The sequence below is a fragment of the Acidimicrobiia bacterium genome, assembly GCA_040878325.1.
Classification (GTDB): Bacteria; Actinomycetota; Acidimicrobiia; order Spongiisociales; family UBA11373; genus JAUYIV01.
The window spans coordinates 116621-129542 of sequence record JBBDMM010000018.1; the positions used below are offsets into that span (position 1 = coordinate 116621).

General features: G+C 68.3%; 14 protein-coding genes. 8 read left to right on the forward strand and 6 right to left on the reverse strand.

Going from position 1 to position 12922, the window contains the following annotated elements:
• The first annotated feature begins 70 nt into the window (after nucleotides 1–70).
• Nucleotides 71–727, forward strand: coding sequence for a hypothetical protein (locus WD184_10830; protein MEX0827231.1), 657 nt, complete (start codon nucleotides 71–73; stop codon nucleotides 725–727).
• Nucleotides 660–2120, forward strand: coding sequence for a DNA polymerase Y family protein (locus WD184_10835; GenBank protein ID MEX0827232.1), 1461 nt, complete (start codon nucleotides 660–662; stop codon nucleotides 2118–2120). The genes WD184_10830 and WD184_10835 overlap by 68 nt, the downstream gene beginning before the upstream one ends.
• A 310-nt stretch (nucleotides 2121–2430) precedes the next feature.
• On the opposite strand, the gene WD184_10840 is transcribed toward WD184_10835, so the two are convergent.
• Nucleotides 2431–4092: an ATP-dependent DNA helicase RecQ gene (locus WD184_10840; GenBank protein ID MEX0827233.1), complete on the reverse strand. Its 1662-nt coding sequence runs from the start codon at nucleotides 4090–4092 to the stop codon at nucleotides 2431–2433.
• A gap of 134 nt (nucleotides 4093–4226) precedes the next feature.
• Here WD184_10840 and WD184_10845 point away from each other — a divergent pair, with 134 nt between their 5' ends.
• The 3 genes from WD184_10845 (at nucleotide 4227) to WD184_10855 (ending at nucleotide 6557) form a co-directional block, all read left to right on the forward strand.
• Nucleotides 4227–5852 carry an MFS transporter gene (locus tag WD184_10845; GenBank protein MEX0827234.1) on the forward strand — a complete coding sequence of 542 codons (1626 nt, stop codon included), beginning with the start codon at nucleotides 4227–4229 and terminating at the stop codon, nucleotides 5850–5852.
• Between the two features lie 89 nt (nucleotides 5853–5941).
• Nucleotides 5942–6172, forward strand: a complete 231-nt coding sequence (locus tag WD184_10850) for a type II toxin-antitoxin system CcdA family antitoxin (GenBank protein MEX0827235.1) — start codon at nucleotides 5942–5944, stop codon at nucleotides 6170–6172.
• Between the two features lie 10 nt (nucleotides 6173–6182).
• Complete coding sequence (locus WD184_10855; protein ID MEX0827236.1) at nucleotides 6183–6557, forward strand: type II toxin-antitoxin system VapC family toxin; 375 nt, start codon at nucleotides 6183–6185, stop codon at nucleotides 6555–6557.
• Between the two features lie 6 nt (nucleotides 6558–6563).
• Here WD184_10855 and WD184_10860 read toward each other — a convergent pair whose 3' ends face one another.
• The 3 genes from WD184_10860 to WD184_10870 form a co-directional block, all read right to left on the reverse strand.
• Nucleotides 6564–7241 carry a nuclease-related domain-containing protein gene (locus WD184_10860; GenBank protein MEX0827237.1) on the reverse strand — a complete coding sequence of 226 codons (678 nt, stop codon included), beginning with the start codon at nucleotides 7239–7241 and terminating at the stop codon, nucleotides 6564–6566.
• A gap of 114 nt (nucleotides 7242–7355) precedes the next feature.
• Nucleotides 7356–8033, reverse strand: coding sequence for a hypothetical protein (locus WD184_10865; GenBank protein ID MEX0827238.1), 678 nt, complete (start codon nucleotides 8031–8033; stop codon nucleotides 7356–7358).
• On the reverse strand, nucleotides 8030–8524 hold the full coding sequence (locus WD184_10870) for an RNA polymerase sigma factor (protein MEX0827239.1): 495 nt from the start codon (nucleotides 8522–8524) through the stop codon (nucleotides 8030–8032). The genes WD184_10865 and WD184_10870 overlap by 4 nt, the downstream gene beginning before the upstream one ends.
• An 82-nt stretch (nucleotides 8525–8606) precedes the next feature.
• Between WD184_10870 and WD184_10875 the strand changes: the two genes are divergently transcribed.
• Complete coding sequence (locus WD184_10875; GenBank protein ID MEX0827240.1) at nucleotides 8607–9212, forward strand: class I SAM-dependent methyltransferase; 606 nt, start codon at nucleotides 8607–8609, stop codon at nucleotides 9210–9212.
• Here the strand turns inward: WD184_10875 and WD184_10880 are convergent.
• Nucleotides 9202–9936, reverse strand: a complete 735-nt coding sequence (locus WD184_10880) for a lysophospholipid acyltransferase family protein (protein ID MEX0827241.1) — start codon at nucleotides 9934–9936, stop codon at nucleotides 9202–9204. The genes WD184_10875 and WD184_10880 overlap by 11 nt on opposite strands.
• Between WD184_10880 and WD184_10885 the strand changes: the two genes are divergently transcribed.
• Nucleotides 9935–10735: an enoyl-CoA hydratase-related protein gene (locus tag WD184_10885; GenBank protein MEX0827242.1), complete on the forward strand. Its 801-nt coding sequence runs from the start codon at nucleotides 9935–9937 to the stop codon at nucleotides 10733–10735. The genes WD184_10880 and WD184_10885 overlap by 2 nt on opposite strands.
• Nucleotides 10732–11817, forward strand: a complete 1086-nt coding sequence (locus tag WD184_10890) for a crosslink repair DNA glycosylase YcaQ family protein (protein MEX0827243.1) — start codon at nucleotides 10732–10734, stop codon at nucleotides 11815–11817. Before WD184_10885 ends, WD184_10890 begins: the two co-directional genes overlap by 4 nt.
• 14 nt (nucleotides 11818–11831) lie before the next feature.
• On the opposite strand, the gene WD184_10895 is transcribed toward WD184_10890, so the two are convergent.
• Nucleotides 11832–12911, reverse strand: a complete 1080-nt coding sequence (locus WD184_10895; GenBank protein MEX0827244.1) for a DUF3524 domain-containing protein — start codon at nucleotides 12909–12911, stop codon at nucleotides 11832–11834.
• Between the last annotated feature and the right edge of the window lie 11 nt (nucleotides 12912–12922).

The following is a 12922-nucleotide window of genomic DNA, read 5'->3' on the forward strand; positions in this document are numbered from 1 at the left end:
GTCGCGGTGCGCATCGCGCATCGCGCATTGCATTGCGCATCGAACATATGTTCGGTAAGATCGAGTGCCCTTGGACCGGGCATCTCTTCTCCTCGCCGGCGCAACAAGTGCCCCTTCTCACGAACCGGCCGCGCCCTTCGCCATCCAGGCAGAGCCCGGCCGGGTGCTCGGCCTGGTGGGGCCCGCCGGTTTTGGGCTCACCCGTCTCGGCCTGAGCCTGCTCGCCGCCCCTTCCCTCACCGGGATGGTCGCCGTGGTCGATGTCCGGGGCTGGTTGTGCCCGGTGGCCGCCTGGGAGGTGGGGGTCGACCCCGAGCGGCTGGTGATGGTTCGCTGCCCCGATCGTCGGGCATGGCGGCAGGTCACCGCTTCCCTCCTCGAAGGCTTTCCCGTCGTCTTCGCCGAAGTGCCCGTGGGCACCGCTGAGGCCGACCTGCGTCGCCTCGCCGCCCTGTCACGGGCGCGGCGGGCGGCATTGCTGCTTCGCCCGGTTTCGGGTGACCTCCCTGCCGGAGTGCTCCATCTGCGGATCGAGGCGACGGCGGTCCGTTGGGAGGGGGTGGACCGCGGCCATGGCGCCCTGCTGCGGCGCCACCTCACCCTGCTCGCCTCGGGCAAGGGGGCTCGGGGCATCGAGCGGGTAGTGGAGATGGAGGACGATGGCACGCACGCTGTGCGTCTGGTTCCCGGACTGGCCGTTGCGCCGTCCGGACTCGCCGCCGGATAGGCCCTGCCAGGTCGTCGACGACAAGGGGATGGTGGTGGCGGCCACCGCCGATGCCGTCGACGCCGGGGTCCGCACCGGCATGCGTCGTCGCGAGGCGGAGGCGCTCTGTCCCAATGCGGTCACCCTCGTGGCCGACCCCGGCGCCGAGGCGGTGGCCTTCGAGCCGGTGGCCGTTGCCATCGAAGCCGTGGTGCCCCGGATGGAGTTGGCTGCCCCCGGCCTGGTGTTCGTGCCCGCCGCCGGGGCAGTCCACTACTACGGGTCCGAGGATGCTCTGGTGGGGAAGATGGTGGCGGCGGTGGAGGCGATGGCGCCAGGGGGCCGCTTCGGACTGGCCGACGGGCCTTTCGCCGCCCGGCTGGCCGCCGAGGCTGCAGTAGAGGAGCCCCTGATCGTCGTCGACACCGCCGCCTTCCTCGCCGGGCTGGATGTCGCCACCCTGGGGGCGGACGATCTGGTCGCCACCTTCCGGTGGTTGGGAGTAGGCACCCTCGGAGACCTCGCCTCCCTGCCCCGCGCCGCCATCGCCTCCCGATTCGGGCCGATCGGATTGGATGCCCACCGCATCGCCAGCGGGGAGGATCGTCCGGTCGAGCCGCGACGGATCGGCGAAGAGATCGCGGTGGAAGAGGTCTTCGAGCATCCACTCGAGGACTTCGAGCGGGCATCGTTCGCGGCCCGGGGGCTGGCGGGGAGGCTCCTCGAGGCGGTGGCGCCCACCGGGGGGATGCCCCACCGGGTGGAGGTGGAGGCCGAGTCGGCCCTGGGGGAGCTGCGCACCCGCACCTGGCGGAGTGCCCATCCGTTCTCCGAAGCGGAACTGGCCGAGCGGGTCCGGTGGCAGATCAGGGCGTGGATCGAATCGGGCGGGGTGCCCGGGGGGATCATCCGGATCCGCTTGGCCCCCGCCGACCTGTCCGACCTCGGTCGGCAACTCAAACTGGGGGAGGACGCCGCCTCCGAGGATGATGCCCGCCGGGCCCTCAGCCGGGCCCAGGGGCTGATCGGCCCCGACGCGGTGCTCCAGGCGATGCCCCAAGGAGGACGCGACCCGGGGGAGCGGGTCCACTGGTACCGATGGGGCGAACCGCCGGGCGCCGAGGCGCGGGACCCGAAGGCCCCCTGGCCGGGAAGGCTGTCCCAGCCCTCACCCGCCCTGGTGCCCCCCGACCCGCGGCCCTTCGAAGTCGAATGGGAAGACGGCTTCCCCACCAGGGTCCGCCTGGGGAGCCGCTGGGAGCCGGTCCTCGGCTGGGCCGGCCCCTGGCGCCGGACCGGCAAGTGGTGGGAAGGTGAGCCCGCCGCCGACCGCTATCAGATCGTCACCTCCGCCGGCGCCTTCCTGTGCGAGGTGAGGGAAGAGAGGTGTTGGTTGGTGGGGGTGTATGACTAGCGGCCGCCTTCGGCGGCCAGGCGATTGGCGATTGGCGATTGGCAAGAAAGAAGAGAAGAGTCTTATCTCCTCCCGGAACCCGGAGGAGATAAGAAGAGCGTCCTCCTCCGTCGTCTTCGACGGGGGAGGTGGCGCCGCCGTCTTCGGCGGTGACGGAGGGGGCGGCGGAGACAGCGGGCGGTCGGACGACTTCTTCAAGAACCGGGTCCAGTCCCTCTCGCAGGGTCAGCCGCCCCCCCTCCCCCCTTCGGGGTACTCCCCCCGGAAGCCGGAGGGAGACGTCGGGAAGGTGAGGTCCTCGTGCTTCTCGCTAATCGCCCAGCACCTCCAGGAACGCCTCCCCATACGACTCGAGTTTCATCGGGCCTACCCCGCTGACTTCGAGCAACTCGGATCTCGATTGCGGTCTCCGGGCGACCATGTCTCTCAGGGTGGCGTCACTGAAGATCACATACGCGGGAACGCCTCGTTTGTCGGCGAGTTGCTTGCGAAGTTCGCGGAGGCGGTTGAACAACGGGTCGTCGGCTACTCCCGCTTTGACGTTCCTCGCCGCGCGTTGGTCCTTCTTGGTGGTCACATCGAGAGTCGATCCCCGGCACGAGTCGCACGAGTCGTCGCACTGGTCGATCGTCTCGCCGAAGTAGCCGACCAGATTGCGCCAGCGGCAGCGGGGATTCTCCGCCCAGTGGTACATCCGGCGGATCTGCTCGCTGCGCAGGTCGGCGCCGGCCTCGCCCGCCCAGAGGCGTTCCCGGCCGATCACGTCGGACCACGAGTAGAAGAGCACGCAGTCGCTGGGCAGTCCGTCCCGTCCCGCCCGGCCGATCTCCTGGTAGTACGACTCGACCGACGCCGGCATGTCGCGGTGGATCACGAAGCGGATGTTCGACTTGTCGATCCCCATCCCGAAGGCCACGGTGGCGCACACCACCCCCACCTCGTCGCGGATGAAGGCGTCCTGCACGCGGGTGCGGTCATCCGACGACATCCCGGCGTGATAGGCGAGTGCGGGGACGCCCTGCTTGCGGAGGTAGTCGGCGGTCGACTCGGCCGCCTTGCGTGACAGGGTGTACACGATGCCGCTCTCGCCCTTCCGGTCCTTGCAGATCTGTCCGATCGCACTGCGCGTGTTCACCTTCTTGCCGTCGGGCTGTTCACCCTTCTTGACGACGTGGAGGTTCAGGTTGGGGCGGAAGAAGGAGCCCCGCAGCATCAGCGGATCCTCCAACCCGAGTTGGTCGACGATGTCGCGGGTGACCTCGGCGGTGGCGGTGGCGGTGAGGGCGAGCACCGGGACGCCGAACCGGCCCTTCAACCCGCGCAGATTGCGATAGGACGGGCGGAAGTCGTGGCCCCACTGGCTGATGCAGTGCGCCTCGTCGACGGCGATGAGCCGCAGGTCGACCCCTTCGAGGGCGGCGCCCACCGAGGCGTCGATCCCTTCCGGGGCGGCGTACACCAACTCGTACTCGCCCCGACGCATGCGGTCGACCCGCTGCCGCCGTTCCTCCGGTTCGAGGCTGGAGTTGAGGAAGGTCGCCCGCATCCCCACCTCGTCCAACCCATCGACCTGGTCCTTCATCAGCGCGATCAGCGGAGAGATCACCAGGGTGGTCCCGCCGAGCAGCCGGGCGGTCAGTTGAAAGGTGAGCGACTTACCGGCGCCGGTCGGCATGATCCCGATGCAGTCGCGGCCGATGAGCAGGGCGGAGATGATCTCCCGCTGGCCAGGCCGAAACTCGGAGAATCCGAAGACTTCCCGGAGGGCGGCGTCGAGGTCGTCGCTGATCGTCGATTGGAGTTGTGCGCCGACCTGGCGCAGCCGGGCGATGGAGTCGGGCGTGAAGTCCTCAGGCTGGTCCTGCCATCGGGCTCGCAATGCAGCGAGCTCGCGACGGGCGCTCGCCGGGTCGCGCGTTGCGAGCGCACCGAGGCCCGTGATCCGGTCGGTGAGTTCGGCGGGCTCGGTCATCGGAAGGGACGGTACCTTCCGACACCGTCACAGCATCCGGCTCGCCGAGGACGTTGCCCAGGTAGCCTCCGATTCGTGGCCCACAGCCTTACGTTGTTGCTCCTCCCCGGGCGGGTGCGTCGCCCCATGGCCCGATGAGATTGGAGCGGCAGGGCACCTCGGCGCGCCGGGCCGCCTTCAACCGGGTGGCCGGCCACGGCGGGCTGCGGCGGACGCTGCTTGCCTACCTCGCCTTCTGCAGCGTCGAGTTCGCCGCCTGGGTGGCCGTCCTCGTCTACGCCATGTCGGAGGGCGATGCCACGACGGTGGCGATCGTGGCCGTCGTGCAGCTCGTTCCGGCTGCGCTGCTCGCCCCCGTGCTCGCCTCACGGCTGGATCGCATCCGTCGCGGCGCCGTGCTCCGGGTTGCGTACGGTGCGGTCACGGTGCTGCTGGCCGCCACCGCCGTGGCGATGCTGGTCGGCCTTGCCCTCCCGGTCGTCGTGGGCATGTCGATGCTGGCGACTGTCGTGATCGCCATGGGTCGCCCCGCCCACTTCAGCATCGTTCCCCGTCTCGTCGACGAACCCGAGGACCTGGTGGCGGCCAACGTCGTCTCCACCTCTGCCGATGCCATGGGCACTCTCCTCGGGCCCGGCATGGCCGGTCTGATCATGGCGCTGGCGTCGCCCGGATTCGCCGTGTTGGCGAGCGCCGTCTTGATGGCGTTTGGTGTGGCGATCATCGTGTCCTTGCGGATACCCGACGACGACTCTTCCGCTGGGACATCGGGGGACCGGCTTTCGGAACTGGTCGACGACGAGCCGACCACTCGTGTGGCCACCCCCATCCTCATCGGCGCGATGTTGGGAGTCATCGCCGGGGCCAGCGACGTCCTCATCGTCGTACTCGCTCTCGACATACTGGCGCTCGGCGACGCCGGCGCCGGCTACCTCAACGCCGCGTTGGGTCTTGGGGGCGTGCTCGGCAGCGTCGTGGCGGCCTCGCTGGTAGGGGCGAAGAGGTTGGGCCCCGCTCTGGTCCTCGGGGCGGCTGTTGCCGCCACTGCGATGGCCCTGATCTCCGTGGTTCCAGTTGCCCCATTGCTGATCGGAGTGCTGGGTCTCGGGTATTCGGTGGCCGAGGTCGCCAATCGCACGCTGCTCCAGCGGACCGCTCCGATGAGAGGCCTGGGAGCCGCCTTCGGGCGACTCGAAGGGGCCATGCTCATCGGCCTCGCGCTGGGGTCGATGACCTCCCCCTTTGTGATCGACCGCGTCGGTGGCGAGGGAGCGTTCGGCGTCTTCGGGCTCCTGTTCTTCGTGGTCGTCGTCAGGCGGTGGGGCAGCCTCCGCCGCGCCGACGCCTCGTTCGAGGTGCCAATGAGGGTGCTCGAGATCCTGCGGGGGGCGACCATGTTCGCTCCGCTTGCTCCGCCGATGATCGAGCGTCTCGCCCGAGGCGGCCGCCTGATGACGGTTGCCGCCGGCACGGCGATTCTGACCCAGGGTGAGCAGAGCACGGAGATGTATGTGATCGGTGATGGCGTGGTGTCGATAGTGCGAGACGGTGCGGAGTTGCGGTCCCTCGAAACCGGCGACGTGTTCGGGGAGATCGCCTTGCTCACCGACGCCCCCCGGAATGCCACGGTGGTGGCAACCGTCCCGACCACCGTGGTTCGCCTCGAGCGGGAAGTCGTGATGGAAGCATTGGCCGCCAACCGCGGCAGCCGACGGGCGTTGGGCCGTCTGGCGGCATCGCGGATGACTCGGGGCAACTGAGCGGGTCAGCGCCTGGCCGGACCTCTAGTACCGACAGCGAGGTCGTGAGACGATCCTGATGGTTACGAGAGTGTGTGTACAGTATGCGCATGGCGCGCCTCAACATCTACTTCCCGGATGATCTAGCCCGAGCCGCCAAGGCGTCGGGGCTCAATATCTCGGGTCTCGCCCAGGAGGCAGTTCGCTCGGCCCTGGCGGCATCGGCCACCGACGATTGGTTCGATGCGATGGCCCGGCTGAGTCCCCTTGACATCGACCCCGTACTGGTCAGGGACGCCGTTGCGGGCGCCAAAGACGACCTCGAGCGGGGCCGTGGCTGAGGGATTGATCATGGACGCGTCGGCGATGGTTGACGTGCTCGTCGGCGCCAGAACCTCACAGGCGATTCGTGACCATACGAGGGGTCGAGTGCTCCACGCCCCGGGCCATTTCGATGCAGAGGTGCTGTCTGCGATCGGACGGCTGCATCGCGCCGGCGCCATCTCGGCGAAGGCGGCGACCGCACGGTTGAGGTCGCTGGCGGCATCGCCCGTTCAGCGACATCCACTCGACTCTCTGGTCGGGGAAGCGTGGTCGCGACGTCATAACCTTCGGCTAACCGACGCGCTGTATGCGGCGCTTTCCGAACGGCTGAACCTGCCGATCATCACCACGGACGCATCCTTCGTTTCAGCAGCGCCTGGGGCGATCCTCGTGGAGCCCTGAATTCGATCAGAACTCAGGGAAGGCTCTGGCGAGCTGGTCGGCGATCAGCTCCCGCCCCCCCGCCGCCATCGGACCCTTCTTTCCGAGTCGCTTGATGAGTCCGCGCGGTGACGCCACCAAGACTCCGTTGACCCATTCCGTCCGAAACAGGCTGGCCCAATCGCCTTCTACGAAGCAGAGCACACTCCGCACCGGAACTTCATACTCGAGGCTGGCCTTTACGATCTTGCCCTCCTCGCCGGCCTTTTCGAGGTCCTCCTTACGATTGCGGCCCCCGACAATAAGCCGCTTCTTCTCCAGGAACGGCGCCTTGATCTCGATCGTCCCTGACCATTTCTTGGCGTTGATGACAAACACGCCGCTTGCCGCTACCACGATGTGGTCGATGTTCCTCTTGGAGCCGGGGATGATGCGGTCATGGAGGGTCTCGATGTCCCGATCGGCTTCGCGTTTGCGGTCGAGCAGGCCGCCGAGGACGATCTCGCCCTCCTCTCCCTTTCGCCAGGTCTGGCCCCGTCGCTCGCCTCGCTTGACCGCCTCCGCTCCGGCCGATCGACCCGCTACGCCGCGGCGGATCCGATCGATGGGCACGAGATCGAATGGGTCCGCCACCGGTGCTGGACACACGATGCAGCGGACGGTGCTCGCCGCCGGATCCCAATGCGCCTTGGTCCCCACTTCCATCGGGTGATCACAATCCGCGCAACGGCCGGCGTATTTGAGTGTGATGACCCTCCGTTCCTGATTCTGGAGCATGGGGGCGTCATCGGCACGTTCCTCCCAGAATCTTGAACAGAATTAGGAGGATTCTGCCACCCAGACGATGTGAGAGAGCAGGGCGCCCCGATACTCGGCGGTGATCTCCCAGCAGCCTGGAGTGGGAAGCACCAACCCGGTCACCATGAAGGTCCCGGTGTCTGCACGGCCTCCGTTGTTGGCCCGGGAAGCGGTCGCGGTCGGGGCGTCCCCGTCGAGCCGAACCGCCGTGACTATGAGCTCGGGTGCCGCGAAGTCGTGAGACGCCGTCCTGAAGTGCCTGCTCCAGTAGAAGAGCTTGTCGCCCGGGGCGTATATCGCCGCACCAGTGGACGGGATGACCGTCCAGAGATCCTCCGTGCCGTACCAGTGGCCCTCGTGGATAGGAACCTCGCCGGGCGGGGTCGCGGGCCACGGCTCGGGTGGGACCAGGTACGGCGGGGTGGCGAAGGTCACCGGGCATTCGCCACCCGTGACCGGCCAGGGGCCGCCGTCCCTGACGAAGACGACCGTTGCCGCCACCAGCGCCAAAGCCGCCGCCGGTATTAGATAGCGGGCAAGCCCCCTCGTTACCGGGGTCGCGGGTTCGGCGCCCACGGCTACTTCGGTGCTCGCAAGGGTGCGGTCACGAGCGCGCGTGCCAGCCGGCGAACGCACCCATCGGTCGCCCTGATCCCCGGAAACCGGGTTCAGGTGATCGAGGTCGATGCGGCGCTTCATGGAGTTTCCTCTCCGGATTGGGCGGCCATCGCCTTGGCGAGACGGCGTCTCGCCCGCGACAGACGCATGCGGTAGGAGGGGGAGGACACTCCGAGAGCACGCGCCGCGTCACCGGCGTCGAGCCCTTCCCAGGCCGCCAGCAGGAGCACCTCGCGGTCATCCTCGCTGAGCGCGTCGAGGGCAGCCCTGGCGGCGAGCCGCGCGTCCGGGTCGGGGTTGTGGAGCGACCCTGAACCAGTGGTCAGACGATCCACGAGACCCTGGAAACGATCGCCCGATCGCCTTCGGTCGCCGATGACCCGCCGCGCCACGCCGTAGAGCCAGGGGAGCTCACGCGAGGGTCGGCTCCCTCGGTTCCTCCACGCCACGACAAAGGTGTCGGCGACGACGTCATCGGCCGCATCACGGCCGACCCGGCGGGCGGCATAGGCATAGATCTTCCCGGCGTGCTGGTTCCACATGGCCTCGAGCCACTCTCGGTCGTCGTTCATCCCTCGGAAGGGTATGTGGCCGGCAGGGCTGGTATCGCAACAGCGCAGGGCCGCTGGGCGCACGCCCGTTACCCTTTGCCTTATGGATCGCCACGCCTGGGACGAGCGTTACCGCGACAAGGAACTGCTGTGGACCGCCGAGCCCAATCGGTTTCTGGTGGAGATCGCATCAGGACTGGAGCCGGGTACCGCACTCGACCTCGCCGGCGGTGAGGGACGCAACGCCGTGTGGCTCGCCGAACAAGGGTGGCGGGTGACGGTGCTCGACTGGTCGAAGGTCGCCCTGGAGAAGGGCCGCACCCTGGCCGAGGCGCGCGGGGTGACATCCGAGGTCAGCTTCATGGAGGCGGACCTGCTCGCCTGGGAACCGGCCAAGGCGACAGCCAACCTGGTCCTGATCGTCTACCTGCAGATCCCGGCGGAGCATCGAGCGAGCGTGTGGCGCAACGCCGCTGCCGCGGTGTGCGACGGAGGCCGCCTGGTGGTGATCGGGCACGATTCGAGCAACCTCGTCGACGGATACGGCGGACCCCAGGACCCGGCGGTGCTGTTCACCGCCGACGAGGTCGCCGCGGTGGTGGCGAAGACCCTTTCGGTGGAGCGGTCAGAACGGGTGGACCGGCCGGTCGACACCGAGGACGGCATGCGGGTCGCCCTCGACAACGTGACGGTGGCGGTCAGGTCCTGATCTGCTCGTAGGTGGCGGCGACGACCTCCCGCACCTGGTCGCGTAGTCCGTCGATGTCCCCGGGTCCTATCGCCGTGGTGGGGATCGGATCGTGGATGACCAGCCGCACGTTCCCGCCGTAGATGAGCTTGCCGCCGGGACGCCACACCTTCTCGGCCCCGGTAATGGTCATCGGCACCACCGGCAGCCCGTTGTCGATGGCGATGCGGAACGCCCCCTTCTTGAAGGCCTTCATCTCGGCATCCTTCGACCGGGTTCCCTCGGGGTAGATCACCAGCGATAGCCCGGCCGCGACCACCTGGGTCACCTGCTCGTTGATCGACCGGTGGGCGGCGGTGCCCGCCTGGCGGTCGGTGCGGACGATGTGGATCGCCTTCATCGCCCCGCCGAGAACCGGCACCCGGAACAGCTCTTTCTTGGCGAGGAATCGGATCGGCACCGGGAGGTGGCGGGCGATCACCGGGACGTCGATGTTGGAGATGTGGTTGCCGGTGAACACATACGACGCCGCCGGGTCGATCTTCTCGAGCCCCTCCACCGTGGCACGGGTGCCGGTAACGGCGAGGAACACTCCGCCCCAAACCCGCATCAGCCGGGTTACCTGCCGGGTGCGGGGGCGGATCTTGAGCAGGACGATGATGTAGGTGCCGAGGATGATCGTCGTCAGGGCGACGACGGTGAGGGCAAATACGGTGCGAATCGGCGCCAGGAGGCGGCGGATCATGGCGGTAGGCTACCGACCCGTGCCCGACGTCCTGTACTCAGTGGCCGACCATGTCGCCACCATCACCATTAACCGGCCCGAGAAGAAGAACGCCTTCACGGTCGACATGTTCGACCTGCTCGGCGATCTGCTCAATCAGGCTGCGGCTGATCGTGAGGTGCGCTGCATCGTCCTCACCGGGTCGGGCGATGCCTTCTCCGCCGGTCTCGACTTTGCCGAGGCGGCGAACCAGATCGACCGTCTCGACGAAGTGGCGTTCACCTTCGAACCTCAACGCTCCCCGGCGGTGATCCTCCAGCAACTCGAGGTGCCGGTGATCGCCGCGGTGAACGGCGCCGCTGCCGGATACGCCGTGGGCCTGGCGATCAACGCCGACATCCGGGTGATGGCCCGCACCGCCCGCTTCGTCCCCGCCACCAAGCGCAATCTGCTCCCCGAGAGCGGTGACACCTGGCTGCTGCCCCGGCTCGCCGGATGGGAGCAGGCGGCCCGCTTCTACTTCCTCGGCGAGGACATGAGCGGCGACCAGGCGTTCGCCGCCGGGATTGTCTCGGAGTTGGCTGAGGATTCGGACGGGGCCAAGGCGCGGGCAGCCGAGCTGGCGGCGCAGGTGGTGGCGATGCCGCCTCAGGCGGTTCGAGCCGCCAAGCGCCTGATGCGGGCCGGGCGCACCGACGAGTACTCCGAGCATGTGCAGCGGGCGTTGCTCCAACTGCTGCCGATGTTCCGCACCAAGGACTTCGCCGAGGCGATCGCCGCCTTCTTCGAGAAGCGCCCACCGAACTTCACCGGAGAGTGAGGCGCCTCACCGTGGTCCAGGCCCGGCGGGCCGCCCTCGCCGCCCAGGGACTGGCCGCGCCGCGCCCCAAGTCACCCAACCTCAGTCACCTGACCAGGGCGATCCGCACCGCCGGGGTGCTGCAGATCGACTCGGTGAACGTCGTCGAGCGGGCCCACCATCTCACCCTGTTCTCCCGACTCGGCCCCTACGACACCGGGTTGTTGTGGCGGGCACTCGACGAGCGGCGCATCTTCGAGTACTGGGGGCGGATGGCGTCGTTCTGCCCCATCGAGGACGTGTACCGCCAGGTGGCCGAGCGGGGGCCGCTGACCGCGTCCGACCTGGACGAACCGGGCGACCGGGGCGGTCCCTGGTGGGGATGGGCCGACGGCAAGGTGGCCCTCGAGCACCTGTTCGGCGCGGGGAAGGTGGCAGTTTCCCACCGCAACAATTTCACCCGGTACTACGACATCATCGAACGGGTGGTGCCGGAGCAGCATCGCGGCGCGAAGACCCTGGAGCCGCGTGAGGCTCAGAAGCAGTTGTTGGTGAACGCCACCCGGTCGTTGGCGGTGGGGACCGCCCGGGACATCGTCGACTACTACTGGATTAGGCCGGCGACCGGAAGGCCGCTGCTCGCAGAACTCGTCGACAAGGGCTCGATCGTCGAAGTTGAAGTCGAGGGCTGGAAGGAGCCGGCCTACATCGACCCGGCGACCCGGATCCCCCGCTCGGTCGACGCCCGGACCCTGATCAACCCCTTCGATACCTACGCCTGGAATCGCGATCGCCTCGAACGACTCCACGGGTTCCAGTACCGGATCGAGATCTATGTCCCCGCTCCGAAGCGAACCTTCGGGTACTACGTGTTCCCGTTCCTCCTCGGCGACGACCTGGTCGCCCGGGTCGACCTCAAGGCCGATCGCAAAGCCGGCGTGTTGCGGATACCGGGAGCGTTTCTCGAAACGGGCCAGGATGCCAAGCGAGTGGCGCGGGAGTTGGCGATCGAACTGGCCGAGATGGCGCGGTGGTTGGGTCTCGGCGAGATCGAAGTGGGACCCAAGGGCGACCTGGCGGGAGAGTTACGCCGGGCGGTGTAGGGTCCGATCGCGCCTCACCGACGCGGAGCAACCGACTCCATCACCCGGTCGTACTCCGGGGCCAGCCTGTCCCAGGAGAAGCGGGCCATGGCGGCAGCCAGCCCATGCGGGGCGATCGGTTCGGCGAGCGCCGTCTTCAGCGCGTCGACCAACCCGTCCTCGCTGTAGAGCACGGTGTCGTGGTACTCGGGAGGAACGATCCAGGGGTAGGAGAGCCGATGGGGCAGCACCGGCCGGCATCCGGCGGCGATCGCTTCGACCACGGAGACCCCGAAGAACTCCTGCCGGGCGGTGGACACCACCACATCCGAGCCGGCCACCAGGCTCCGGTACTGGTCGAGGGGTGCCTCCCCGTCGTAGACGATCCGGTCGCCGGCGACCTGGCGCAGCCGGATCAGGGCGGGCGGCGGGTTGGGCGGCCGGGCGCCCAGCAGCACCAGCTCAAAGTCGGCTCCATCGTCGATCAGCGCCTCGATTGCGGCGGCGAAGGCGTCGGCGTCCTTGTCGTGGTCCCAGCGGTGGTTCCACAGGATCCGGGGCGGTCTTTCCCGAGGCGCCCGGTCGCCGATCCAGGACAGGTCGACCCCTACCGGCAGCACTTCGCTGCGGGCGGCGACCTCGCCGATCAGGTGGTCGTGGGTCAGGTCGGGGAAGTTGCGGAGCAGCCGGGGAAGCTGGTCGAAGAACACCTCGAAGTGGTAATCCGAGTTGAACAGCACCCGATCGGCGGCGACTGCCGACAGCCAGTTGGTCACCGCGTAGGAAAGGTCGGGCTCGCTCTCGGCGGGTGGGGGGTAGGTGAGCTGCGATTCGTGGAAGTAGAGGACCGTCGGGGGATCACCGAGGTGTGGCCGGGCGAAGAAGCGGAACTGGGGCAGGTCGATCATGTCGGAGGCAAGCACCACATCGGGCCGCCAACCGTCGAGTTCGGCGAGCGACCCGGCAAGTGTCAGCGCCGCCCCCCGGACCCTCCATTTCCACCATCGCCCCGGGTGGGTGACCAGCCGAACCTCGTGATTCGAGTGGGCGGCGTAACCCTCCGCCCAGGCTCGATGCGACCCGACGAAGTACGGCTCGACCAGGAGGACATTCACTTGAGGCTGGG